The following is a 21,861-nucleotide window of genomic DNA, read 5'->3' as shown; positions in this document are numbered from 1 at the left end:
TGTTACCTATACTCACAATGAACCAGGTCCTGGTATTGTTCACCCATGGAATCCCCCGACTCCGACGGCCTGCTGGCCGAACAGCTGCTGCGGCTGACCCGTCGGCTCCAGCGCATCCAGAGCCGCCAGCTGGAGCCGATCGGCATCACCCCGGCCCAGTTCCGGCTGCTGCGCACGGTCGCCCACTACGACGGCCCGCCCCGGATGGCGGATCTCGCCCAGCGTCTGGACGTCGTCCCGCGCGCCGTGACCAGTCTGGTCGACGCGCTGGAGGCGAGCGACCGGGTGCGCCGGACCCCGGACCCGGACAGCCGCCGGGTGGTCCGGATCGAGATCACCGACGAGGGCCGTGCCACGCTCCGCTCGCTGCGCGACGCGCGCCGGGCGGCCGCGGAGGAGATCCTGGCTCCGTTGACCGCCGATCAGCGCGAGGTGCTCGGCGGGCTGCTGTCCGCTCTGGTGGCCGGGATGCCGGAGCGCCGCTGCTGAGTACCGCCCCGGTGTCCGCAGGCCCGTCCCGTGGCCGGACCACCGGGCGGCGCCGGGGATGCCGCACCGAGCATGGAGGGTGTGGATCTTCGCTGATACAAAGGTGGCAGCACCACGCCGATCCACCGAGGGGACCATCACCATGCCGCTGCTGGAGCCGAAGCCGGAAGCCCTCCGCCCAGGTGCGGCACGCACCCCCTCCCACGACCGGGTGCTCGACGCCCAGGCATCGGGCACGCCTGAACCGCTGCGCGGTGAGCTGACCGCGCTGCTGGGCGCGGAGAAGGTGCTCTGGAAGGTCTCCGACCTGGTGAAGTACGCCTCCGACGCCAGCCCCTACCGGTTCGTCCCGCAGGTCGTCGTCGTCCCGGAGAGCATCGACGACATCTCGGCGATCCTGTCGTACGCGCACGACAGGGGCCGCGAAGTCGTCTTCCGCGCCGCGGGCACCAGCCTCAACGGCCAGGCGCAGGGCGAGGACATCCTCGTCGACGTCCGCCACCACTGGGCGGGCATCGAGGTTCTGGACGAGGGCGCGCAGGCCCGTATCCGCCCCGGAACCACGGTGATGCGCGCCAATGCCACCCTCGCCCGGTACGGCAGGCTGCTGGGCCCGGACCCCGCCAGCGCCATCGCGTGCACCATCGGCGGGGTTGTCGCCAACAACGCGTCCGGGATGACCGCGGGCACCACGCGCAATTCGTACCGCACCGTCTCCTCGCTCACGTTCGTGCTGCCGAGCGGCACGGTCGTCGACACCGCCGATCCGGCGGCCGACGAGAAGCTCGCGCACGCCGAGCCGGAGCTGTGCGAAGGGCTGCTGGCCCTGAAGGGGGAGATCGAGGCGGACGCGGAGCTCACGGCCCGGATCCGCGCCAAGTACGAAATCAAGAACACCAACGGCTACCGGCTCGACGCCTTCCTGGACGGCTCGACCCCGGTACAGATCCTGCGCGGGCTGATGGTCGGCTCCGAGGGCACCTTCGGCTTCATCTCCGAAGTCGTCTTCGACACGCTGCCACTGGACCGGAGGGTCTCCAGCGCGCTGCTCTTCTTCCCCTCACTGACCGCCGCCGCGGCCGCGGTGCCGCGGTTCAACGAGGCGGGGGCGATCGCCGTCGAGCTGATGGACGGCAACACGCTGCGGGCCTCGGTCAGCGTGCAGGGCGTGCCCGCGGACTGGGCCGAGCTGCCCAAGGAGACCGCGGCGCTGCTGGTGGAGTTCCGGGCCCCGGACGAGCCGGCGCAGGAGGCTTACGAGCGGGCGGCGTCCGCGGTCGTCGCGGGGCTGGACCTGGTCGCGCCGGTCGCCTCGGTGACCAACGAGTTCACCCGCGAGGCCAAGGTCATCTCCGGTTACTGGAAGGCCCGCAAGGCGTTCGTCACCGCGGTCGGCGGCTCCCGCCCGTCCGGCACGACCCTGATCACGGAGGACTTCGCGGTCCCGCCCTCGCTGCTCGCCGACGCCTGCGAGGCGCTCCTCCGGCTCCAGTCGGAGCACGGCTTCGAGGCCGCCGTCGCCGGCCACGCCGCACACGGCAATCTGCACTTCCTGCTCGCGTTCGACGCGGCGAAGCCGTCCGACGTCGACCGGTACGCCGCGTTCATGGACGACTTCTGCCGGCTGACCGTGGAGCGCTTCGACGGATCGCTCAAGGCGGAGCACGCCACCGGCCGCAACATCGCGCCCTTCCTGGAAATGGAGTGGGGCCCCAAGGCGACCGAACTGATGTGGCGCACGAAGCAGGTCATCGACCCCGACGGGGTGCTGGCGCCCCGGATCGTCCTCGACCGTGACCCGAAGGCCCATCTGCGCGGCCTGAAGACCATCCCCGAGGTCGAACCGATCGCCGATCCCTGCATCGAATGCGGCTTCTGCGAACCGACCTGTCCCAGCGAGGACTTGACCACCACCCCGCGCCAACGGATCGTGCTGAGGCGGGAGATGATGCGGCAGCCGAGCGGCTCCCCGGTGGAGACCGGACTGCTCGACGCGTACGGCTACGACGCCGTGGACACCTGTGCCGGCGACTCCACCTGCAAACTCGCCTGCCCGGTCGGCATCGACACCGGTGCCATGATGAAGGACTTCCGGCATCAGCGGCACTCACCGCGCGAGGAGCGGATCGCGGCTCTCACGGCGAAGAACTTCAAGACGGTGGAGGTATCGGCACGGCTCGCGGTCGCCGCGGCGGAGCGGATCGGCGACCGGCTGCTGGAGACCGTCACAGGGCTCGCCCGCAAGGCCGTACGACCCGATCTGGTACCCGAGTGGCTGCCGGAGATCCCCGGAGCCGCAGCCCGCAAGCTGCCTCTCACCGCACGGGCCGGGGCGAGCGCCGTCTACTACCCGGCCTGCGTGAACCGGATCTTCGGCGGCCCCGACAGCCACCGGGGCCCGTCACTGCCGCAGGCCGTGGTCGCCGTCTCGGAACGCGCGGGAAAGCCGGTGTGGATCCCGGAGGACGTCACGGGGACCTGCTGCGCGACCATCTGGCACTCCAAGGGGTACGACGAGGGCAACGCCGTGATGGCCAACCGCATCGTGGAGGCCGCCTGGGGCTGGACCGGCGGCGGAAAGCTGCCGCTGGTCGTCGACGCCTCGTCGTGCACGCTCGGTATCGCCCACGAGGTGGTGCCGTATCTCACCGCCGACAACCGGGAGCTGCACCGGGAGCTGACCGTCGTCGACTCCCTCGTCTGGGCCGCCGACGAACTGCTGCCGGAACTGAAGATCCTGCGGAAGACGGGCTCGGCGGTCCTGCACCCCACGTGCTCCATGCAGCATCTGGGCGACGTGGAACAGCTGCGTACGGTCGCCGAGGCATGCGCGGAGGAGGTCGTCGTCCCGGACGACGCGGGGTGCTGCGCGTTCGCGGGAGACCGCGGGATGCTGCACAAGGAGCTGACGGCGTCGGCGACGGCGAAGGAGGCGGCGGAGGTGAACTCCCGCGAGTACGACGCGTATCTCTCCGCGAACCGGATGTGCGAGATCGGCATGGACCGGGCCACGGGGCGCGAGTACCACTCGGTCCTGATGGAGCTGGAGCGGGCGACACGCCCCTGACTCCTTCTTCACCGCCGTCCGCGCACAGACGCCTCCGGGCCGGCAGCGGGCCCCTCGCCGGGCCCGCTGCCGGTCCGCGGCGTCGTCGCCCGTGTCCGGTTTTCCCATGACTCCGGTCCGGAGGACACCGGTCCCCGAGGCCGCGTCGGCTGTCCGTTCCGTGACCATGGCGCGAAATGCGCATTCCATGGAGAAAACCCGTTGCCCCGACCGGTGTCCCCGGGTGAACCTTGCACGGTTTCATTCAGCCACCGGACGAACCGATCGAACCGATCGACAGAACCATGGGACGTCATGCAGATTCGCGATCTTCCGTACCAGGATCCCGGCGATCCCGATGTCCGGTCAGGCCCACGCTTCCTGCTCTGGATCGGCCGCAACCAGATCCGCGGACAGCTCACATCCATGTCCTGGGGTCTGCTGCACCAGTGCTCCATCGCCGGGCTCCCGCTGGGCGTCGGCTTCGCCGTGCAGGCGGTCGTCGACCGGTCCGGCGGCCGGCTCGCGCTGTCGGGCGGCCTGATCGCGGTCCTCGGAACGCTGATCGCGGTCGGCGACACCATGCTCCACCGCACCGCGGTCAACAACTGGATCACGGCCGCTGCCCGCGTGCAGCAGCTGCTGGCCCGCAAGACCGCGGAGCTGGGCTCCGCACTGACCCGTCGGGTCGCCGCCGGCGAGGTCGTCGCGGTGTCCACCGGCGACGTCGAGAAGATCGGCTGGTTCGTCGAGGCGCTCTCCCGCTTCGCGGCCGCGGCCGCCGCCCTCGTACTGATCTGCGTCGGGCTCGTCCTCTATCTGCCGTCGCTGGGCGTGCTGGTGGCGCTCGCCATGCCGCTCCTGGCACTGGGCGTGCTGCCGCTGCTCCCCCGCGCGACCCGGCGCGCAGATTTCCAGCGCGAGAAGGCCGGCAAGGCCACCGAGCTGGCGTCGGACACCGTGGCCGGGCTGCGGGTGCTACGAGGCATCGGCGGCGAGGAGCTGTTCCTGGGCCGCTACCGGCGTGCCTCGCAGGAGGTCCGCAAGGCGGCTGTCCGCAGTGCGCGGATGTGGTCGCTGATCTCCGCGATCCAGGTGCTGCTGCCGGGCATCCTGCTGATCTCGCTGGTCGTGTACGGGGCCTCGCTGGCCCGCGACGGCCGGATCGAGGTCGGTCAACTGGTCACGGTGTACAGCGCGGCGACACTGATGCTGTTCCCGTTGCGGCACTTCGAGGAGATCGCGATGGCGTACTCCTTCTCGCGGCCGTCCGCCAAGCGGGCCGTACGGGTCCTCTCGCTGCACCGCACCGCCGAGCCGTCGACCGTCGACGGGGCGCCGGCCGGCGACCTGTACGACCCGGCCACCGGGCTGATGGCTCCCGCCGGCCTGTTCACGGCGGTGGTCTGCGGCGATCCGGACGAAGCGGGCCGGCTCGCCGAACGGCTCGGCGGACACGCCGAGGCGGACGCGGAGCCGGACAAGCACGGCGACGCGCCGGCCGGCACGCCGGAGAAGGTCCCGTCGGTGCTTCTCGGTGGGGTGCCCCTCGATGAACTGCCGCTGGCGGCCGCCCGGACCGCGGTGCTGGTCCAGGACAAGGACCCGGTGCTGCTCTCCGGGACGCTGCGGGAACTGCTGGCCGTGCCGTCGTCCGGTCTGGTGACCGCCGAGGACGCGCTCGCCGCCGCCCAGTGCGGTGACGTGCTGGACGCACTGGCACAGGCTTCGGTCGACACGGACGGCGACCCGATGGCCACCCGGATCACCGAGCGCGGCCGGTCCCTCTCCGGCGGCCAGCGCCAGCGGCTCGCACTGGCCCGCTCGCTGGTCACCGACCCGGAGGCGCTGGTCCTCGACGAGCCGACGTCCGCCGTCGACTCGCACACCGAGGCCCGGGTCGCCGCCGGTATCAAGGCGCTGCGCACCGGTCGTACGACCGTGGCGTTCGCCTCGTCACCGCTGCTGCTCGACCTCGCGGACCGAGTGGTGCTCGTGCACCGGGGCACGGTGGTCGCCGTCGGCACGCACCGGGAGCTGCTGCTCACCGAGCCGCGGTACCGGGCGGTCGTCACCCGCGAGACCGACGCCGAGATCGCGGCCCTGGCCGCGGCGGACGGGATCGACGCGATCCGGACCGTCGAAGACATCGAAGAAGTCGAAGAAATCGAGGAGAGGGCATGATCGGCGTCGCACGGCCGGCGTACGACCCGGCCGCCCCGCAGTCGGCAACGACCCTGCCGGTCGGTACACCTGCCACCGTACGGAGCTACGTACGGGACCTGATGCGGCGCCATCGCAGGCCGTTCGCCGTACTCATCTGCGTCAACGCGGTCGCGGTCGTCGCCTCGATCGTCGGTCCGTATCTGCTGGGCGGGCTGGTCGAGGACCTGTCGAACGGGGTCACCGACCTCCATCTGGAGCGCACCGCCGCGGTGTTCGGGCTCGCGCTGGTGGTACAGACCGTGTTCACCCGGATGATGCGGCTGCGCAGCGCGATGCTCGGCGAGGAGATGCTGGCCGACCTGCGCGAGGACTTCCTCGTAAGGTCGGTCGGGCTGCCGCCGGGCGTGCTGGAGCGGGCCGGGACCGGTGACCTGCTCTCCAGGATCACCACGGACATCGACCGGCTCGCCAACGCGATGCGGGAGGCCGTACCGCAGCTGGCGATCGGAGTGGTGTGGGCGGGGCTGCTCCTCGGCGCTCTCACCGTCACCGCTCCGCCGCTGGCCCTCTCGGTCCTCGTCGCCCTTCCGGTTCTGGTGGTCGGCTGCCGCTGGTACTTCCGCCGGGCGCCGTCGGCGTACCGCTCCGAGGCGGCCGGGTATGCGGCGGTCGCGGCGATGCTCGCGGAGACCGTGGACGCCGGACGGACGGTGGAGGCTCACCGTCTGGGCGCGCGCCGGGTGGCGTTGTCGGATCGGCGGATCAAGGAGTGGACGGCGTGGGAGCGGTACACGCTGTACCTGCGCTCGGTGCTCTTCCCGGTCATCAACGTCACGTATGTGACGATCCTCGGCGCGGTGCTCATGTTCGGCGGCTGGTTCGTCATCGAGGGGTGGCTCACGGTCGGGCAGCTGACGACCGGTGCACTGCTCGCGCAGATGATGGTCGACCCGATCGGCCTGATCCTGCGCTGGTACGACGAGTTGCAGGTCGCGCAGGTGTCGCTGGCCAGGCTGGTCGGCGTGCGGGACATCGAACCCGACGCGGGCGACACCTCGCTCGCCCCGGACGGCCGGGACGTCCGGGCGGACGAGGTGCACTTCGGGTACCGGGCCGGTGTCGACGTGCTGCACAAGGTGTCGCTGGACGTCTCGCCGGGCACCCGGATCGCGCTGGTCGGACCGTCGGGCGCGGGCAAGTCCACGCTCGGCAGGCTGCTGGCCGGGATCTACGCCCCGCGTACCGGCGAAGTGACGCTGGGCGGTGCGCAGTTGTCCCGGATGACCGCGGAGCGGGTACGCACGCATGTGGCGCTGGTCAACCAGGAACACCACGTGTTCGTCGGTTCGCTCCGCGACAACCTGCTGCTGGCCCGTGACGGTGCACAGGACACGGAGCTGTGGGCTTCGCTCGCCGCCGTCGACGCGGACGACTGGGCGAGGGCACTGGACGACGGTCTGGACACCGAGGTCGGCTCGGGCGGTCTGAACCTGACCCCGGCGCAGGCTCAGCAGATCGCGCTGGCCCGGCTGGTGCTGGCCGATCCGCACACACTGGTCCTGGACGAGGCGACCTCGCTGCTGGATCCGCGGGCGGCCCGGCATCTGGAGCGTTCACTGGCGCGCGTGCTGGACGGTCGTACGGTCGTGGCCATCGCGCACCGGTTGCACACCGCGCACGACGCAGATGTGATCGCGGTGGTCGAGAACGGCCGGATCAGCGAGTGGGGCAGCCACGACGAACTGGCGGCGGCGGACGGCGCGTATGCGGCGCTGTGGCGGTCCTGGCACGGCTGACCGGGGACGTCGGAGGGCGAAGGCGGGCGCGGATCGTCATCGGTGCGCGCCCAGCCACGCCCCGAGAGCGGCGAAGTCCGCGTCCGTGAGGCCGTAAGCCGGGTCGACGCGGTACAGAAGCGCCGGTCCGCGGTGGTGCGCGGCCACCCAGGTACGGTCGGCGTCGCCGATCTCGTCGTCGACCCAGATGAACGGCCGCCCGGCCGCCCGGTCGACGAGGGCGCGGGTCTTCCAGTGCAGCCCGTCCCGTTCGTGTGCGTCGGGCGGGTCCGGCCAGTCCACCAGGGGCAGCTCCGGCAGTCCGAGCCGCGGAGCGACCCACTCGTTCGCCTCGTCCATCCACGTCGTCGCCCACACCAGCTCGCACGACAGCGCCGCCAGCCGTGGCCCCAGCCCGGGGTCGATCCTGCTCAGCAGCGGATTCATGCCGTCCGCGGCGGGGCCGGGCGCCGGGTACACCGGATACCCTTCCGGACGCTGTCGCGGTGTCGCCCCGAACGGGATGAGCGGTCCGTCGACATCGAGGAAGAGAAGCGGGCGCTGCGCGGATGCGGTCATGGCCGTACGGTAACCACGCCGCGGTGCGCCCGGGTGGATCGTGCTCCACCACGGGCATCCGGCGATTCCGCGAGGTGCGCGCCCCGCGCACGAGCAGCGTCCGGGGCGCCGGGCGGTCTCAGATGAAGTTGAGGGCGGCCGCCCCGCCCACTCCTCCGAGCACCATGAACACCGGCATCAGCACCTTCAGCTCCACCCAGCTGCCGGCCCGGAACCGCATCGCCTTGGGCGGCCCGACCGGGTACCAGCGCCTGCGGCCCAGCGGTATCGGCCACAGGATCGGGCAGCCGGAGACGGTCAGCGCGTCGCCGATGTCATGGACGAGGGCGCCGAGGACGATCGGCAGCCCGAGCCAGAGGTACTCCTGGCCGGGGGCGGCGAAGAGCCAGTCCGAGCCGTTGCCCGGCTTGTCGAGGACGCCGGCGAGTATCCAGGCGCTGGTCGCGCCGAGCAGCCAGACCAGGACGTCGCTGGAGACCCGGGCGGCCCGCCACAGCAGTCCCTCGACGGCGAGGACCAGGTGGACGAAGAGGATCGCGAGGACCGCCCACCGCCCCACGGTGATCGCGGCGGCGGAGGCCCCGGCGCCGATCAGAACCGCCCAGAGCCAGGTGTGCGTGAGGGTCCGGTGGCCACCGTTCCTGCGCGGGTCGCCGGCCCCCCTGGTCGCCTTGTACACGGCGTGCGAGAGCTTGTCGACGATCTCGCAGACCCCGCGGGAGATGGGTCCGAAGGCCCGCGAGATCGTCGCGGACTTGTGGTCGAGGTCCGGGGCGAGCGCGGCGCCCGCCGTGATCAGTGCGCCGACGACCAGAACGGGCCACGGCATCGTGTGGCCCGCGGCTGCTGCCGCCGCACCCACCCCCAGCCAGGCCGCCGCCCCGGACAGAGAGTGTGCCGGTCCCATCATGGTGCTTCCGCCCCCAAGAGTCTGTCCGGCCGCCATCGCCGTTGCGAAGCGGCCGAGTTGAGTGGGCAGCGTACCGTCCGTGATCTTCGTACGGTCGGCCGGTTCCCTCATCCGTGCAGAAGGCAGGCAAGATGGGGGGGTGACCCTTATCGATCAGCTGCCCCCGACCGACGACCCGGACGCCCTCTTCGAGGCCTTCTCGTCATGGACCGAGACTCAGGGCATCACCCTCTACCCTGCTCAGGAGGAGGCACTGATCGAGGTGGTCTCCGGGGCCAACGTGATCCTGTCGACCCCCACAGGCTCGGGAAAGAGCCTGGTCGCGGCCGGTGCGCACTTCACGGCGCTGGCCCAGGACAAGGTCACCTTCTACACCGCTCCGATCAAGGCACTGGTCTCCGAGAAGTTCTTCGACCTCTGCAAACTGTTCGGCACCGAGAACGTCGGCATGCTCACCGGCGACGCCTCCGTCAACGCGGACGCCCCGGTGATCTGCTGCACCGCCGAGGTCCTGGCCTCCATCGCGCTGCGCGACGGCAAGCACGCCGACATCGGCCAGGTCGTGATGGACGAGTTCCACTTCTACGCGGAGCCGGACCGCGGCTGGGCCTGGCAGATCCCGCTCCTGGAGCTTCCGCAGGCCCAGTTCATCCTGATGTCCGCGACGCTCGGTGACGTCAGGATGTTCGAGGAGGACCTGACCCGCCGTACCGGCCGCCCCACCTCCGTGGTGCGCTCCGCGACCCGGCCGGTACCGCTCAGCTACGAATACCGGCTGACCCCGATCACCGAGACCCTCACCGAACTCCTGGAGACCCGGCAGTCGCCGGTCTACATCGTGCATTTCACGCAGGCCGCGGCCGTCGAGCGGGCGCAGTCGCTGATGAGCATCAACATGTGCACCAAGGAGGAGAAGGAGAAGATCGCCGATCTGATCGGCAACTTCCGCTTCACCACGAAGTTCGGCCAGAACCTCTCCCGCTATGTGCGGCACGGCATCGGGGTCCATCACGCGGGCATGCTGCCGAAGTACCGCCGTCTGGTGGAGAAGCTCGCCCAGGCGGGTCTGCTGAAGGTGATCTGCGGCACGGACACGCTCGGCGTCGGCGTCAACGTCCCGATCCGCACCGTGCTGTTCACGGCGCTCACCAAGTACGACGGCACCCGGGTCCGTACGCTGCGCGCCCGTGAGTTCCACCAGATCGCGGGCCGGGCGGGCCGGGCCGGCTTCGACACCGCGGGCTTCGTCGTCGCGCAGGCGCCCGAGCACGTCATCGAGAACGAGAAGGCCGTCAAGAAGGCGGGCGACGACCCGAAGAAGAAGCGCAAGGTGGTCCGCAAGAAGGCCCCCGAGGGGTTCGTCGCCTGGTCGGAGACCACGTTCGACAAGCTGATCCAGTCCGATCCGGAGCCGCTGACCTCCCGTTTCCGGGTCACGCACACGATGCTGCTGTCCGTGATCGCCCGTCCCGGCAATGCCTTCGTGGCGATGCGGCATCTGCTGGAGGACAACCACGAGCCGCGCAAGGCGCAGCTGCGGCACATCCGCCGGGCCATCGCGATCTACCGCTCGCTGCTGGACGGCGGCGTCGTGGAGCAGCTCGACGAGCCGGACGCGGAGGGCCGCATCGTGCGGCTCACCGTCGATCTCCAGCAGGACTTCGCGCTCAACCAGCCGCTGTCCACGTTCGCGCTGGCCTCGTTCGACCTGCTGGACGCCGAATCGCCCTCGTACGCCCTGGACATGGTCTCCGTCGTCGAGTCGACGCTCGACGACCCGCGGCAGATCCTTGCGGCCCAGCAGAACAAGGCACGCGGCGAAGCGGTCGGACAGATGAAGGCGGACGGCGTCGAGTACGAGGAGCGGATGGAGCGGCTCCAGGACGTCACCTACCCGAAGCCGCTGAGCGAGCTGCTGTGGCATGCGTACGACGTGTACCGCAAGAGCCACCCGTGGGTGGGCGACCATCCCGTCTCGCCGAAGTCCGTGATCCGTGACATGTACGAACGGGCCATGACGTTCACGGAGTTCACCTCCAACTACGAGCTCGCGCGCACCGAGGGCATCGTGCTGCGGTATCTGGCGGGGGCGTACAAGGCGCTGGAGCACACCATCCCCGACGACCTCAAGTCCGACGACCTGGAGGACCTGACCGCCTGGCTCGGCGAGATGGTCCGGCAGGTGGACTCCAGTCTCCTCGACGAGTGGGAGCAGCTCGCCAATCCGGAGGTGGAGACCGCCGAGCAGGCGCAGGAGCGGGCCGACGAGGTCAAGCCGGTCACGGCGAACGCCCGCGCCTTCCGGGTGCTGGTCCGCAACGCGATGTTCCGCCGGGTGGAACTGGCCGCTCTGGACAAGGTCCGTGAGCTCGGCGAGCTGGACGGCGACGCGGGCTGGGACGAGGACGCCTGGGGCGAGGCGATGGACGCCTACTGGGACGAGTACGAGGATCTGGGCACCGGTCCGGACGCACGGGGTCCCAAGCTGCTGAAGATCGAGGAGGACGCCGCACACGGCCTGTGGCGGGTGTGGCAGGCGTTCGCCGATCCCAACGGCGACCACGACTGGGGCATCAGCGCGGAGGTCGATCTGGCGGCCTCCGACGAAGAGGGCCGGGCCGTCGTCCGGGTCACCTCGGTCGGCCAGTTGTGAGTGGGGCGCGATGACGAAGGCACTGTTGCGAAAGTGGAGACGAACCGTATGACGAACCCCGCCGAGCGCCTGGTCGACCTGCTCGACCTGGAGCGGATCGAGGTCAACATCTTCCGCGGGCGCAGCCCGGAGGAGTCCCTGCAGCGGGTCTTCGGGGGGCAGGTCGCCGGTCAGGCACTGGTGGCGGCCGGCCGCACCACCGACGGGGACCGACCGGTCCATTCGCTGCACGCGTACTTCCTGCGGCCGGGCCGTCCCGGCGTGCCGATCGTCTACGAGGTGGAGCGGGTCCGGGACGGCCGCTCGTTCACCACCCGTCGGGTCACCGCCGTCCAGCAGGGCCGGACGATCTTCAATCTGACGGCGTCGTTCCACCGGCCGGAGGAGGCGGGCTTCGAACATCAGCTGCCGCCCGCCCGGGAGGTCCCGGACCCGGAGGAGCTGCCCACCATCGCCGAGGAGGTCCGCGAGCACCTGGGGGCGTTGCCGGACGCGCTGGAGCGGATGGCCCGGCGCCAGCCGTTCGACATCCGGTACGTGGACCGGCTGCGCTGGACGCAGAAGGAGATCGAGGGCGCGGACCCGCGCAGCGCGGTCTGGATGCGAGCGGTGGGCCCGCTGGGCGACGACCCCTTGGTGCACACCTGTGCCCTGACGTATGCGAGCGACATGACGCTCCTCGACGCGGTGCGCATCCCGGTGGAGCCGCTGTGGGGGCCGCGCGGCTTCGACATGGCGTCCCTGGACCACGCGATGTGGTTCCACCGGCCGTTCCGGGCCGACGAGTGGTTCCTCTACGACCAGGAGTCGCCGGTCGCCGTGGGTGGACGGGGACTGGCACGCGGCCGGATCTACGACCGCGGCGGCAATCTGCTGGTTTCGGTGGTGCAGGAGGGGCTGTTCCGCCGCCTGGGCGAGTAGCCGCTGCTTCAGGTGCCGGGCAGCGGGTCCTGTTCGACCACGTGCCGGCGGGTGCGGATGTCCGGCGCCGCCGGGTGCAGTTTGGCGTCGCAGCCGGGACCGAGGCCGGCGCGGCGTGAATCCGTGCCGGTGAGCGGGCGTCCGCACAGACGGCAGCGGACCGGGCGGCCGGGAGCAGGCTCGGCCGGGGCAGCTGCGTCGGCGCCGGGGAACGGTTCTGGATTCTCCACGTGGTGATCTTCTCAAGTCCGCCGTCTACTCTGCGACTTCCCGGATGGAGTAAGACGAGGGAGTTCGCGAATGAGCGCTGTGCTGACCCTGGAGTACGTCCCCCGGGACGAGAAGGGCTCCGAACCGGACGGCATCGGCCCCGTCGGTCAGGTCATCAGGTACGCGGACACACCTGGCGCCACCGCACGGGACGTCGCCTACCCGGAGCGCGAACTGCCGCCGGACGGCATACCGGGGTATCTGGCGGCGAGGAAGGACGGCACCCGTTCCTTCGTCCTGTGGGCCGATCCGCAGCGCCGGGCACGGCTCGCCACGGTGACCACGGTGTCCGCGGGCGACGGTGTGGCGACGTATCAGGTGCTCGGCGTGCAGGGCGAGCCCCTCGGTACGTTCGTCCGCGAGAAGGCGCTGTCCGGCCGTGGCCTGCGGACCCGTTGGACGGTCACGCAGACGGGCTGCCCCGAGTCGGTCGGCTTCAAGGGGCGGATCTTCTGGTGGTACGTGTGGTGGCTGCTGTTCCCCGTCCAGACGGCCATTGCCGTGGGCAGCCTCCTCAACGGTGGTGGTGACGTCGCACGCGGGCCCCGCCGCATCTTCTGGCGCTGCGGCAGCGAGACCCCGCTGGAGTTCCAGGACGACCGCCTCTCGCTGCACGCGCAGTGGTGCGACTGGCGGTTGGGGGCGGCGCTGGTGGCGCTGCTGCGCACCTTCGACGGCTGGCTGGGGAGCGCCTGGGACGACAGGCGGTCGTGAGACGGGCCGTCCTGGGGCGGACGGCATCCGGCCGCGGCGCGCGGTCGGGGCGCGCGGGGCGGCCAGATGATGCCGGAACCGGGGCGACCCGCGATGATCGGGGAGGGAAGCCCACATGCCCGGGTGCCGCACGCGGGCGGTCAGGAGGGTCCTCCATGGCCCAGGACGCCACCTCGTCGGACGGCGCCGCGCCGCACAGGACGCCTGCGGAGCGGGCGGCCCGGGGGAAGGCCGCCCGCCGCGGTGCACCCCGTTCGAGTCACGCCGAGTTCGCTCCGCCGGCCGGCCGGCGGGACCCGTTGGAGATCCTCGGAGCACAGTCCGCGACAAGGGTTCCCGAGCTCGTCCCGATCCGTTACAGCCGGATGGCCGAATCGCCGTTCCGCTTCTTCCGGGGCGGCGCCGCGATCATGGCAGCCGATCTCGCCACCACCCCGGACTCCGGCATCAGGGCCCAACTGTGCGGGGACGCACATCTGTTGAACTTCGGGCTGTTCGCCTCACCGGAACGTCGGCTGCTGTTCGACGTCAACGACTTCGACGAGACGCTGCCCGGCCCCTGGGAGTGGGACGTCAAGCGGCTCGCGGCCAGTCTCGCCGTCGCGGGCCGGACGAACGGTTTCACCGACCGGGAGCGCGCGGGGATCGTGCGGGCGGCGGTGCGGTCGTACCGCGAGTCGATGATCAGGTTCGCCGGGATGTGCAATCTCGATGTGTGGTACGCGCGGACCGATGAGGACCGCCTGCGGGCCGTAGCGGCGCAGCAGCTGCCGAAGCGCGGCCGCAGGAACCTGGCCCGGGCGGTCGCCAGGGCCCGCACCCGGGACAGTCTGCAGGCCTTCGACAAACTGACCGAGGTGGCCGGCGGCCGGCTCCGGATCGCCGCGGACCCGCCCCTGCTCGTGCCGCTGGCCGATCTGTTCCCCGATGCCGGGGGTGAGGAGATGATGGCGCGGTTCCGCAAACTGATCGCCGGCTACGGGCGGAGTCTCCCGTCGGACCGGCGGTTCCTGCTCGCGGACTTCCGGCTGGTGGACGTCGCCCGCAAGGTGGTCGGGGTCGGCAGCGTCGGCACCCGCTGCTGGATCGTCCTGCTGCTCGGCAGGGACGGCGGGGATCCCCTCGTCCTCCAGGCCAAGGAGGCCGGCGCCTCGGTGCTCGCCCCGTACGCCGGCCCCAGCAGCTACCGGAACCAGGGCGAGCGGGTGGTGGCGGGGCAGCGGCTGATGCAGGCGGCGAGTGACATCTTCCTCGGCTGGCAACGCGTCGCCGGGATCGACGGCGGGCGCCGCGACTTCTATGTACGCCAGTTGCGCGACTGGAAGGGCGATGTCGACCCCGAGTCGATGGTGCCGGACGGGATGCGGACGCTGGGCGAGGTCTGCGGCAGCACGCTGGCCCGCGCCCATGCGAGGTCCGGCGACCGGATCGCCATCGCCGCGTACCTGGGCCGCGGCGACCCGTTCGACCGCGCCGTCGAGCAGTTCTCGGAGAGCTACGCCGATGTGAACGAACGGGACCACCGGACGCTGGCCGATGCTGTGCGGGCGGGGCGTCTTCCGGCGTCCGAGCCGGCCGGCGACCGGCTGTGACCGGTACGTCCGTGCGCTGCCCGCCGGAGCCATGCGGATGGAAATGCGCGGGTGATCGCACTCCCCCGGTCCGGCGCCCCGGCCGTGCCGGCCTCGCGTGATATCACGTTCTGCATGCTCGCGGCCGGCGTGTGCCAGGCGCCTCCGACGCTGAGGAGACAATGACCATGTCGGCCGAGCCCGTCGGCGCACCCCCCACCGCACGCCCGGATCCCCTGGCGCTCGTCCGTACCCGCGGTTACGTGGGACTTCTGGTGAAGGCCGCACTGCTCGGGATCCCGATCTCGGCGCTGGCCTTCGGCTTCCTCGCGATCGTCCACGAACTCCAGCTGCTCACCTACGCCGATCTCCCGAAGTCGCTCGGCTTCCGCGCCACACCGACGTGGTGGCCGGTCCCGCTGATGGCCGTCGCGGGCCTGCTGGTCGGGGCGGCCGTCCGTCATCTGCCCGGCACATGCGGGCACAGACCGGCCGAAGGCATGAAACTGACCGGTGCCCCCACGTCCAAGGAGCTGCCCGGTATCGCGTTCGCGGCCCTGGCCTCCCTCGGTCTCGGCGCCGTGCTCGGCCCCGAGGCACCGCTCATCGCTCTCGGCGGCGGGCTCGCCGTGTGGGCCGTGCGCCTGCTGAAGCGGGACATGGGGCCGGACGCGAGTGGTGCGGTGGGGGCCGCCGGGAGCTTCGCGGCCATCAGCGCACTGCTGGGGTCGCCGCTGCTGGGGGCGTTCCTGCTGATGGAGGCGTCGGGGCTCGGCGGGGCGGTGCTGGGGATGGTTCTCGTACCGGGACTGCTCGCCTCCGGCGTCGGGGCACTCATCTTCACCGGTCTCGGCTCCTGGACCGGCCTGGGGACGTACTCCCTGAAGCTCCACCACGTGCCGAAGGCCCATCTGCCCGACATCGCCCAGTTCGGCTGGGCGGTGGTCTTCGGGGTGGTGGCGGCCGTCGTCGGTGAGGGGATCCGGCGGCTCGCCCTCGGTCTGCAGGACCGGGTCGAGCGACGGACGGTGGTGGGTACCGCGCTGATGGGTCTGGTGGTCGGCGTCCTCGCGCTGGTGTACGCGGAGGGCTCGGGGAACGACGCGTCCGAGGTGCTCTATTCGGGGCAGAGCGCTCTGGACCCGCTGCTCGCCGGGAGCGCACGCTATTCGGTGGGCACGCTCCTGCTGCTCCTCGTCTGCAAGGCGCTGGCGTACTGCGCGTGCCTGAGCAGTTTCCGGGGAGGTCCCGTCTTTCCCGCGATGTTCGTGGGTGCTGCGGGCGGCACCGCTCTCTCCCATCTTCCCGGGCTGAACCTGACGGCCGGGTTCGCCATGGGCATCGGGGCGATGTGCGTGGCGATGCTGAAACTTCCGATGACCTCGGTACTGCTGGCCACTCTGCTGCTGGGGACGTCGGGGCTCACCGTCATGCCGCTGGTGATCGTCTCGGTCGTGGTGGCGTACGTCGTCTCGCTCCGGCTCGCCCCGGAGCCGGCCGCCGTCCCGGACGGGCGCGACGCGCAACCGGCGCCCTGAGCAGGCCGCCCGCCCCGTCAGGAACGGGCGGAACCGGACGGGTGCGGTTCGCCCGGTGGAGTGCCGTCGCCGAACGGGCGGCCGCCGAGCTGCTCGCGGTGGTGCGGGGTCCGCCAGCCGGAGAGATCGGGCCCGAGGGGCACGATGCCGGTGGGGTTGATGCCGGTGTGCACCCGGTAGTAATGCTGCTTGATGTGGTCGAAGTCGACCGTGTCGCCGAATCCGGGGGTCTGGAAGAGATCCCTGGCGTAGGCCCAGAGCACGCGGTCCTCGGTCAGTTTCGAGCGGTTGCACTTGAAGTGGCCGTGGTAGACGGCGTCGAAGCGGACGAGTGTGGTGAACAGCCGGATGTCGGCCTCCGTCAGGGTGTCCCCCACCAGGTAGCGCCGGTCCTTGAGGCGTTCGGAGACGAGGTCCAGCCGTCGGAACACATCGTGGTATGCCGCTTCGTAGGTGTCCTGTCCGTCGGCGAACCCGGCCCGGTACACGCCGTTGTTGACGTCTCGGTAGATGCCGTCCATGACCTCGTCGATCTCGTCACGCAGCCCCTCGGGGTAGAGATCGGGCGCCCCGGGCCGGTGCAGCGCGGTCCACTCGGTCGCGAAGTCCAGGGTGATCTGCTGGTAGTCGTTGGTGACGAGCTTCCCGCTGGGTACGTCCACGATCGCGGGCACGCTGACACCGCCCGGGTAGCCGCTCTCGCGGGCGTCGTACGCCTCGCTCAGGTACGCGATGCCGAGCACCGGGTCCCGGCCGTCCTCGTCCAGGGTGAAGCGCCAGCTGCGGCTGTCCTGGATCGGGTCGGCCACGGCGAGCGACAGCGCGTCCTCCAGTCCCAGCAGCCGCCGGGAGACGAGGGCGCGGCTCGCCCAGGGGCAGGCGCGGCTGACGACCAGCCGGTAGCGGCCCGCCTCCACCGGCCAGCCGTCCCTGCCGTCTGCGGTGATCCGGTCGGGGAAATGGCTCGCGGAGCGTTTGAAGGGCTGGTGACCGTAGGCCGCATTGCTGCCCGGGTCACTGCCGGTCGGGGTGGTCATCGTGATATCCCTCTCGCTCGGACGGGCCGGGTCCGGACACCTCGTTCGTACGTGCTCGTGCCCGCCGGGAGACCGTCACATCCGCCAGTGCCAGGACGAGCGCCCCCAGCACGAAGGCGACCGAGACCACGAGCCCCAGGTCGTACGCGGTGGTCCAGTTCCTGGATTCCAGTCGCGCGAAGAAGACCGAGCCGACGGCGGCGATCCCGATCGCGGAGCCGACGCGCTGGCCGGTCTGGAGCGTCCCGGCGGCGCTGCCGCCGGTGGACACCGGCACCTGCGACAGGGTCAGGGTCTGGTTCGGGGCGATGACCAGGCCGCTCCCCAGCCCCGCCAGGAGCAGGGGCGCGGCCATCGCCCAGGCGACCCCGCGGCCCGGCACGAGGTGCACGGCCGCCACTGTGCCCGCCAGCCCGACGACGACCATGGACAGCCCGAAGACGACCAGCGGCCGCCCGTAGCGGCTGACCATCCGGCCGCCGGGCCCCGCGGCGGCGGCGGCCCCCACGGCGAAGGGGGTGATGGCCAGTCCGGCCTGGAGCGCGGTGGAGTGCAGACCGGCCTGCAGATAGAGCGTGCTGATGAAGAAGATGGAGGTGAATCCGGCGAAGTACAGCAGGCTGAGCAGACAGCCCAGCCAGTACGAGTGCAGCCGGAACAGCGAGAGGTCGAGGACGGGCACTGTGCCCCGTCTGCCGCACCGGGACTCCCAGCAGGCGAAGGCGGCGAGCAGCGCCACGGCCACGGCCAGCAGCAGCCACTTCCCGTCGCCGGGCCACTGCTGCGCCTGGACGAAGGGGAGCAGCAGCGCCAGCAGACCCGCGCCGAGGAGGAGTACGCCGACGGGGTCGAGCTCGCTCGGTCGTACGCGGCTCGCCGACGGTGTGTCGGGCAGCAGCCGCCGGGCGAGCAGGAAGCAGACGATGCCGAGCGGCATGTTGACGTAGAAGACCCAGCGCCAGCCCTCGCCCGGTCCTGCCGCCTGGATCAGGAGCCCGCCGAGCAGAGGTCCCACGGCGGTCGAGATGCCGACCACCGTGCCGAACATTCCGAACGCTCGGCCCCGCTCCCGGCCGGAGAACATCTGCTGGATCAGCGCGGAGATCTGCGGCGAGATCATGGCACCGCCGAGGCCCTGGATCACGCGGGCGACGACCAGCCAGAGACTGGACTGAGCGGCTCCGCACGCCGCCGAAGCCAGGGTGAACACGGCCAGGCCCGCCAGGAACACCACGCGGCGTCCCCGGGCGTCACCGAGCCGTCCGGCCGGAATGAGGAGCAGTCCGAAGGCCAGGGAGTATCCGGAGAGGACCCATTGCAGATCGGACTCCGGGCTCCGCAGGCCGTTGCGGATGGAAGGCAGGGCGACGTTGACGATGGACACGTCCAACAGCGTCATGAAGCCCGCCACGAGGCACACGGCAAGTGCCTGCCAGCGGCGGGGGTCGGGCGCCGGGGCCGCCTCGCGCCCCGCCGCGTCGCCCTTGGACGTTGCGCTCTCCGGCATGATTCGCACCCTAGGCGGCGAGTCCCGGTTACTCATCCCCGACAGGGCCGTCTGCCGCAGGGGTTGCCGTGGGAGCCGCTCGCGGCCGACCCGCGTGCACGGTGGTTCGTGTGCCCCATCGCGGACCTCTCAGGCCCTCTTCGTGCCGAGGTCGGCCTCATGATGGAGCCCGGCGCACAGCGCCCAGATGATGAAGAAGTTGATGGCGATGAGCACGGTGGCCCAGATGGGGTAGTACGGCAGCCAGAGGAAGTTGGCGATCGCGCCCAGTCCGGCGATGGCGACGCCGAAGTAACTCGCCCACACGGCTCCGCCGAACACGGCGCAGCCCGCGATGACGAGAACGATGCCCAGGATGAGGTGGATCCAGCCCCAGCCGGTCAGGCTGAACTGGAACACGTAGTGGCGCGTCACGAGGAACAGGTCGTCCTTGGCGATGGCGGAGATGCCCTCGAAGATCGCCATCGCCCCGCCGAAGATCATCAGGGATGCCGCGAGAACGGTCCAGCCGGACTGGGCCGGGCGCCCCGGACCTCGGTCGGCGCTGCCCGCTCCCGGCCGGTTGACGCTGCTGGTGGTCATGTGGGTCTCCTTGGAGTGGCAGAGCCGTCGGCCTACCGACTGCCCGAATCCCCCGCCCCAGCGTGGCACGACCCCTCCGGGTCGGCACTCCGGCCGCCCGAGCCTCGCCCACCTGCTCTTCTCACATCTGGGATACAGTCCCAGATGTGAGAAGCGCTGAGGAGGCGGCGGCCGCCGCCGTCGATGCCCGGCTGGCGGCCCGGCTGGGCGAGCTCCGCGCCGGGCGCGGCTGGTCACTGGACGAGGTGTCCCGGCGCAGCGGTGTCAGCCGCTCGACGCTGTCGCGCCTGGAGCGCGGCGAGCTGAGCCCGACCGCCGCCCAGCTCGGGCGGTTGTGCACGGTGTACGAGCGGACGATGTCGAGACTGCTGATGGACGTGGAGGCCGAGCCGCCGCAGCTGGTACCCGCCGGACAGCAACCGGTCTGGCGGGACGAGGCGTCCGGCTTCGTACGCCGCTCGGTGTCGCCCCCGCATTCGGCCCTGCGCGCCGAGATCATCGAGGGCGTGCTAGATGCGGGCGCCGGGATCGCGTACGACGACGCTCCGGTGCCCGGCCTGGAGCAGCACATCTGGGTACTGGAGGGGACGGTCGAGATCACCGTCGAGAACACCGTCCACACCGTGCGCCGGGGTGACTGCCTGCGGTTCCGGCTGCGTGGCCCTTCGCGCTTCCACTGCCCGGGCCCGGACCGGGTGCGCTATGCCGTGATGATCGTTCTGCCGTGAAAGGACCCCTGCCATGACCGAGATCGTTGCCGTTTCCGGCCCCGAACTGATCACCTACGCCGACGAGTTGGCCGCCCTTCTGGTGGAGACCGTCGACAGCGGGGCGTCGGTGGGGTTTCTGGCACCGCTGGACCGCGAGGCGGCCGCGGCCTGGTGGCGGGGGCGCGCCGCCGAAGTCGACGCGGGCCATCAGCGCGTCTGGCTCGCCCGGGACGGCGAGCGGGTGGCCGGGACCATCGGACTGAACCTGGCCTCGCTGCCGAACGGGCGTCATCGAGCCGAGGTGACCAAGGTGATGGTGCGCCCCTCACGGCGCGGTCAGGGGCTCGGCCGGTCACTGCTCGCCGCCGTCGAGGAGGCGGCGGCCGCGGCCGGCCTGACGCTGCTGGTCCTGGACACCGAGACCGGCAGTCCCGCCGAGCGTCTCTACCGTTCTGCGGGCTGGACCGAGTGCGGATCCGTTCCGCGGTACGCCGGGGACCCGGCCGGTGTCCTGAAGCCGACCACCTTCTACTACAAGGCGATCGACGGTGCGCAGAACGGGACGGCGGGTGCGTCGGCGGCCTCGTAGTCCGGCGCCGCGCTTCTCCGCGCCCCTCACCCGTCCGTGCGTCGCAGGCCGGACGGTGGCGCTCCGCGCGGTGCGGCCCATGGGCCGGGGCACCCCCGGTCCGGGCCGCCGGGCGACCGCCTGCACACCGATGAACCGGTGGGCGCAAGAATGGCATCGGAAGCGACTCACAAGGAGACCCTCATGACGCTGCACGACATTCCGCTCCGCACGCTCGCCGGCGAGCCGACCACCCTCGGCGCCTACCGCGGCCAGGCGGTCCTGCTGGTGAACGTCGCCTCCAAGTGCGGACTCACCCCGCAGTACGCGGGCCTGGAGAGGCTGCAGAAGGAGTACGGGGACCGGGGCTTCACCGTGCTCGGTGTGCCGTGCAACCAGTTCGCCGGCCAGGAGCCGGGGAGCGCGGAGGAGATCCAGACCTTCTGCTCGACGACGTACGGGGTCAGTTTCCCGCTGCTGGAGAAGGTCGACGTCAACGGTGCCGGGCGCCACGCTCTGTACACGGAGCTGACCCGGTTCCCGGACGCGGACGGCGAGGCGGGCGACGTGCAGTGGAACTTCGAGAAGTTCCTGATCTCTCCGGCCGGTGAGCCGGTGGCCCGCATCCGCCCCCGCACGGAGCCGGAGGCCCCGGAGCTGGTGGCGGCGATCGAGGCACTGCTGGCCGCCTGACGGGAGCCTCCCGCCGGGCCGCTCCGGTCCGGCGGTCGCGGGGGGGGGGGGGGGGCCCCCCCCCCCCCCCCCCCCCCCCCCCCCCCCGGGGCCCCCCCCGGGGAACACAGGGGGCCGGCGGTGCTGGGCCGG

18 protein-coding genes are annotated in these 21,861 nt (G+C 71.3%); 12 read left to right on the top strand and 6 right to left on the bottom strand.

The genetic code is table 11. From position 1 onward, the window contains the following. Positions 1-45: 45 nt before the first annotated feature. The 4 genes from ACFVXE_RS09230 to ACFVXE_RS09215 all read left to right on the top strand — a co-directional run bounded on the left by ACFVXE_RS09230 (position 46) and on the right by ACFVXE_RS09215 (position 7,497). Positions 46-489: a MarR family winged helix-turn-helix transcriptional regulator gene (locus ACFVXE_RS09230; protein WP_389670394.1), complete on the top strand. Its 444-nt coding sequence runs from the start codon at positions 46-48 to the stop codon at positions 487-489. Between the two features lie 142 nt (positions 490-631). Continuing rightward, a complete protein-coding gene (locus ACFVXE_RS09225; RefSeq protein WP_389670491.1) occupies positions 632-3,556 on the top strand; it encodes an FAD-binding and (Fe-S)-binding domain-containing protein in 2,925 nt (974 codons plus the stop codon). A gap of 294 nt (positions 3,557-3,850) precedes the next feature. Continuing rightward, positions 3,851-5,719, top strand: a complete 1,869-nt coding sequence (locus ACFVXE_RS09220; RefSeq protein ID WP_389670393.1) for an ABC transporter transmembrane domain-containing protein — start codon at positions 3,851-3,853, stop codon at positions 5,717-5,719. After that, a complete protein-coding gene (locus tag ACFVXE_RS09215; protein ID WP_389670392.1) occupies positions 5,716-7,497 on the top strand; it encodes an ABC transporter ATP-binding protein in 1,782 nt (593 codons plus the stop codon). The genes ACFVXE_RS09220 and ACFVXE_RS09215 overlap by 4 nt, the downstream gene beginning before the upstream one ends. Positions 7,498-7,533: 36 nt before the next feature. On the opposite strand, the gene ACFVXE_RS09210 is transcribed toward ACFVXE_RS09215, so the two are convergent. Next, positions 7,534-8,055 (bottom strand): HAD domain-containing protein, encoded by a 522-nt coding sequence (locus tag ACFVXE_RS09210; protein ID WP_389670391.1) that lies wholly within the window; start codon positions 8,053-8,055, stop codon positions 7,534-7,536. Positions 8,056-8,173: 118 nt separating this feature from the next. Continuing rightward, a complete protein-coding gene (locus ACFVXE_RS09205) occupies positions 8,174-8,965 on the bottom strand; it encodes a metal-dependent hydrolase (RefSeq protein WP_389670390.1) in 792 nt (263 codons plus the stop codon). A gap of 139 nt (positions 8,966-9,104) precedes the next feature. On the opposite strand from ACFVXE_RS09205, the gene ACFVXE_RS09200 reads away from it, so the two are divergent. Both ACFVXE_RS09200 and ACFVXE_RS09195 read left to right on the top strand, forming a co-directional pair. Continuing rightward, the gene (locus tag ACFVXE_RS09200) at positions 9,105-11,618 is read left to right on the top strand and encodes a DEAD/DEAH box helicase (protein WP_389670389.1); all 2,514 of its coding nucleotides are present in this window, start codon (positions 9,105-9,107) and stop codon (positions 11,616-11,618) included. 48 nt (positions 11,619-11,666) lie between these two features. Next, on the top strand, positions 11,667-12,539 hold the full coding sequence (locus tag ACFVXE_RS09195) for an acyl-CoA thioesterase (protein WP_389670388.1): 873 nt from the start codon (positions 11,667-11,669) through the stop codon (positions 12,537-12,539). 8 nt (positions 12,540-12,547) lie between these two features. Here the strand turns inward: ACFVXE_RS09195 and ACFVXE_RS09190 are convergent, their stop codons facing one another. Further along, positions 12,548-12,769, bottom strand: a complete 222-nt coding sequence (locus ACFVXE_RS09190) for a DUF6011 domain-containing protein (RefSeq protein WP_389670387.1) — start codon at positions 12,767-12,769, stop codon at positions 12,548-12,550. A gap of 70 nt (positions 12,770-12,839) precedes the next feature. On the opposite strand from ACFVXE_RS09190, the gene ACFVXE_RS09185 reads away from it, so the two are divergent. The 3 genes from ACFVXE_RS09185 (at position 12,840) to ACFVXE_RS09175 (ending at position 16,632) form a co-directional block, all read left to right on the top strand. Beyond that, positions 12,840-13,523 (top strand): hypothetical protein, encoded by a 684-nt coding sequence (locus ACFVXE_RS09185; RefSeq protein ID WP_389670386.1) that lies wholly within the window; start codon positions 12,840-12,842, stop codon positions 13,521-13,523. A gap of 155 nt (positions 13,524-13,678) precedes the next feature. Next, the gene (locus ACFVXE_RS09180) at positions 13,679-15,115 is read left to right on the top strand and encodes a DUF2252 domain-containing protein (protein ID WP_389670385.1); all 1,437 of its coding nucleotides are present in this window, start codon (positions 13,679-13,681) and stop codon (positions 15,113-15,115) included. Between the two features lie 167 nt (positions 15,116-15,282). Beyond that, the gene (locus ACFVXE_RS09175) at positions 15,283-16,632 is read left to right on the top strand and encodes a chloride channel protein (protein ID WP_389670384.1); all 1,350 of its coding nucleotides are present in this window, start codon (positions 15,283-15,285) and stop codon (positions 16,630-16,632) included. A 17-nt stretch (positions 16,633-16,649) separates the two neighbouring features. Here ACFVXE_RS09175 and ACFVXE_RS09170 read toward each other — a convergent pair whose 3' ends face one another. From ACFVXE_RS09170 to ACFVXE_RS09160, 3 genes are all read right to left on the bottom strand, one after another. Beyond that, positions 16,650-17,669, bottom strand: a complete 1,020-nt coding sequence (locus ACFVXE_RS09170) for a glutathione S-transferase family protein (RefSeq protein ID WP_389670383.1) — start codon at positions 17,667-17,669, stop codon at positions 16,650-16,652. Then, positions 17,647-19,176 carry an MFS transporter gene (locus ACFVXE_RS09165; protein ID WP_389670382.1) on the bottom strand — a complete coding sequence of 510 codons (1,530 nt, stop codon included), beginning with the start codon at positions 19,174-19,176 and terminating at the stop codon, positions 17,647-17,649. The genes ACFVXE_RS09170 and ACFVXE_RS09165 overlap by 23 nt, the downstream gene beginning before the upstream one ends. A gap of 129 nt (positions 19,177-19,305) precedes the next feature. Continuing rightward, positions 19,306-19,758 carry a hypothetical protein gene (locus ACFVXE_RS09160; RefSeq protein WP_389670381.1) on the bottom strand — a complete coding sequence of 151 codons (453 nt, stop codon included), beginning with the start codon at positions 19,756-19,758 and terminating at the stop codon, positions 19,306-19,308. Positions 19,759-19,904: 146 nt separating this feature from the next. On the opposite strand from ACFVXE_RS09160, the gene ACFVXE_RS09155 reads away from it, so the two are divergent. The 3 genes from ACFVXE_RS09155 (at position 19,905) to ACFVXE_RS09145 (ending at position 21,729) form a co-directional block, all read left to right on the top strand. After that, positions 19,905-20,486, top strand: coding sequence for a helix-turn-helix domain-containing protein (locus ACFVXE_RS09155; RefSeq protein WP_389670380.1), 582 nt, complete (start codon positions 19,905-19,907; stop codon positions 20,484-20,486). A 13-nt stretch (positions 20,487-20,499) separates the two neighbouring features. Continuing rightward, positions 20,500-21,057: a GNAT family N-acetyltransferase gene (locus ACFVXE_RS09150; RefSeq protein WP_389670379.1), complete on the top strand. Its 558-nt coding sequence runs from the start codon at positions 20,500-20,502 to the stop codon at positions 21,055-21,057. A gap of 183 nt (positions 21,058-21,240) precedes the next feature. Then, positions 21,241-21,729, top strand: a complete 489-nt coding sequence (locus ACFVXE_RS09145) for a glutathione peroxidase (protein ID WP_389670378.1) — start codon at positions 21,241-21,243, stop codon at positions 21,727-21,729. Positions 21,730-21,861 lie beyond the last annotated feature (132 nt).

This window comes from Streptomyces sp. NPDC058231, assembly GCF_042882275.1.
Lineage (GTDB): Bacteria > Actinomycetota > Actinomycetes > Streptomycetales > Streptomycetaceae > Streptomyces.
This window is presented reverse-complemented; position numbering and strand designations above follow the sequence as displayed.

Excerpts from the sequence above, each read along its gene's own strand:
- ACFVXE_RS09230 (WP_389670394.1), top strand. The coding sequence starts at position 46 with ATGGAATCCCCCGACTCCGACGGCCTGCTGGCCGAACAGCTGCTGCGG.
- ACFVXE_RS09225 (WP_389670491.1), top strand. The coding sequence starts at position 632 with ATGCCGCTGCTGGAGCCGAAGCCGGAAGCCCTCCGCCCAGGTGCGGCA.
- ACFVXE_RS09220 (WP_389670393.1), top strand. The coding sequence starts at position 3,851 with ATGCAGATTCGCGATCTTCCGTACCAGGATCCCGGCGATCCCGATGTC.
- ACFVXE_RS09215 (WP_389670392.1), top strand. The coding sequence starts at position 5,716 with ATGATCGGCGTCGCACGGCCGGCGTACGACCCGGCCGCCCCGCAGTCG.
- ACFVXE_RS09210 (WP_389670391.1), bottom strand. The coding sequence starts at position 8,055 with ATGACCGCATCCGCGCAGCGCCCGCTTCTCTTCCTCGATGTCGACGGA.
- ACFVXE_RS09205 (WP_389670390.1), bottom strand. The coding sequence starts at position 8,965 with ATGATGGGACCGGCACACTCTCTGTCCGGGGCGGCGGCCTGGCTGGGG.
- ACFVXE_RS09195 (WP_389670388.1), top strand. The coding sequence starts at position 11,667 with ATGACGAACCCCGCCGAGCGCCTGGTCGACCTGCTCGACCTGGAGCGG.
- ACFVXE_RS09185 (WP_389670386.1), top strand. The coding sequence starts at position 12,840 with ATGAGCGCTGTGCTGACCCTGGAGTACGTCCCCCGGGACGAGAAGGGC.
- ACFVXE_RS09180 (WP_389670385.1), top strand. The coding sequence starts at position 13,679 with ATGGCCCAGGACGCCACCTCGTCGGACGGCGCCGCGCCGCACAGGACG.
- ACFVXE_RS09175 (WP_389670384.1), top strand. The coding sequence starts at position 15,283 with ATGTCGGCCGAGCCCGTCGGCGCACCCCCCACCGCACGCCCGGATCCC.
- ACFVXE_RS09170 (WP_389670383.1), bottom strand. The coding sequence starts at position 17,669 with ATGACCACCCCGACCGGCAGTGACCCGGGCAGCAATGCGGCCTACGGT.
- ACFVXE_RS09165 (WP_389670382.1), bottom strand. The coding sequence starts at position 19,176 with ATGCCGGAGAGCGCAACGTCCAAGGGCGACGCGGCGGGGCGCGAGGCG.
- ACFVXE_RS09160 (WP_389670381.1), bottom strand. The coding sequence starts at position 19,758 with ATGACCACCAGCAGCGTCAACCGGCCGGGAGCGGGCAGCGCCGACCGA.
- ACFVXE_RS09150 (WP_389670379.1), top strand. The coding sequence starts at position 20,500 with ATGACCGAGATCGTTGCCGTTTCCGGCCCCGAACTGATCACCTACGCC.
- ACFVXE_RS09145 (WP_389670378.1), top strand. The coding sequence starts at position 21,241 with ATGACGCTGCACGACATTCCGCTCCGCACGCTCGCCGGCGAGCCGACC.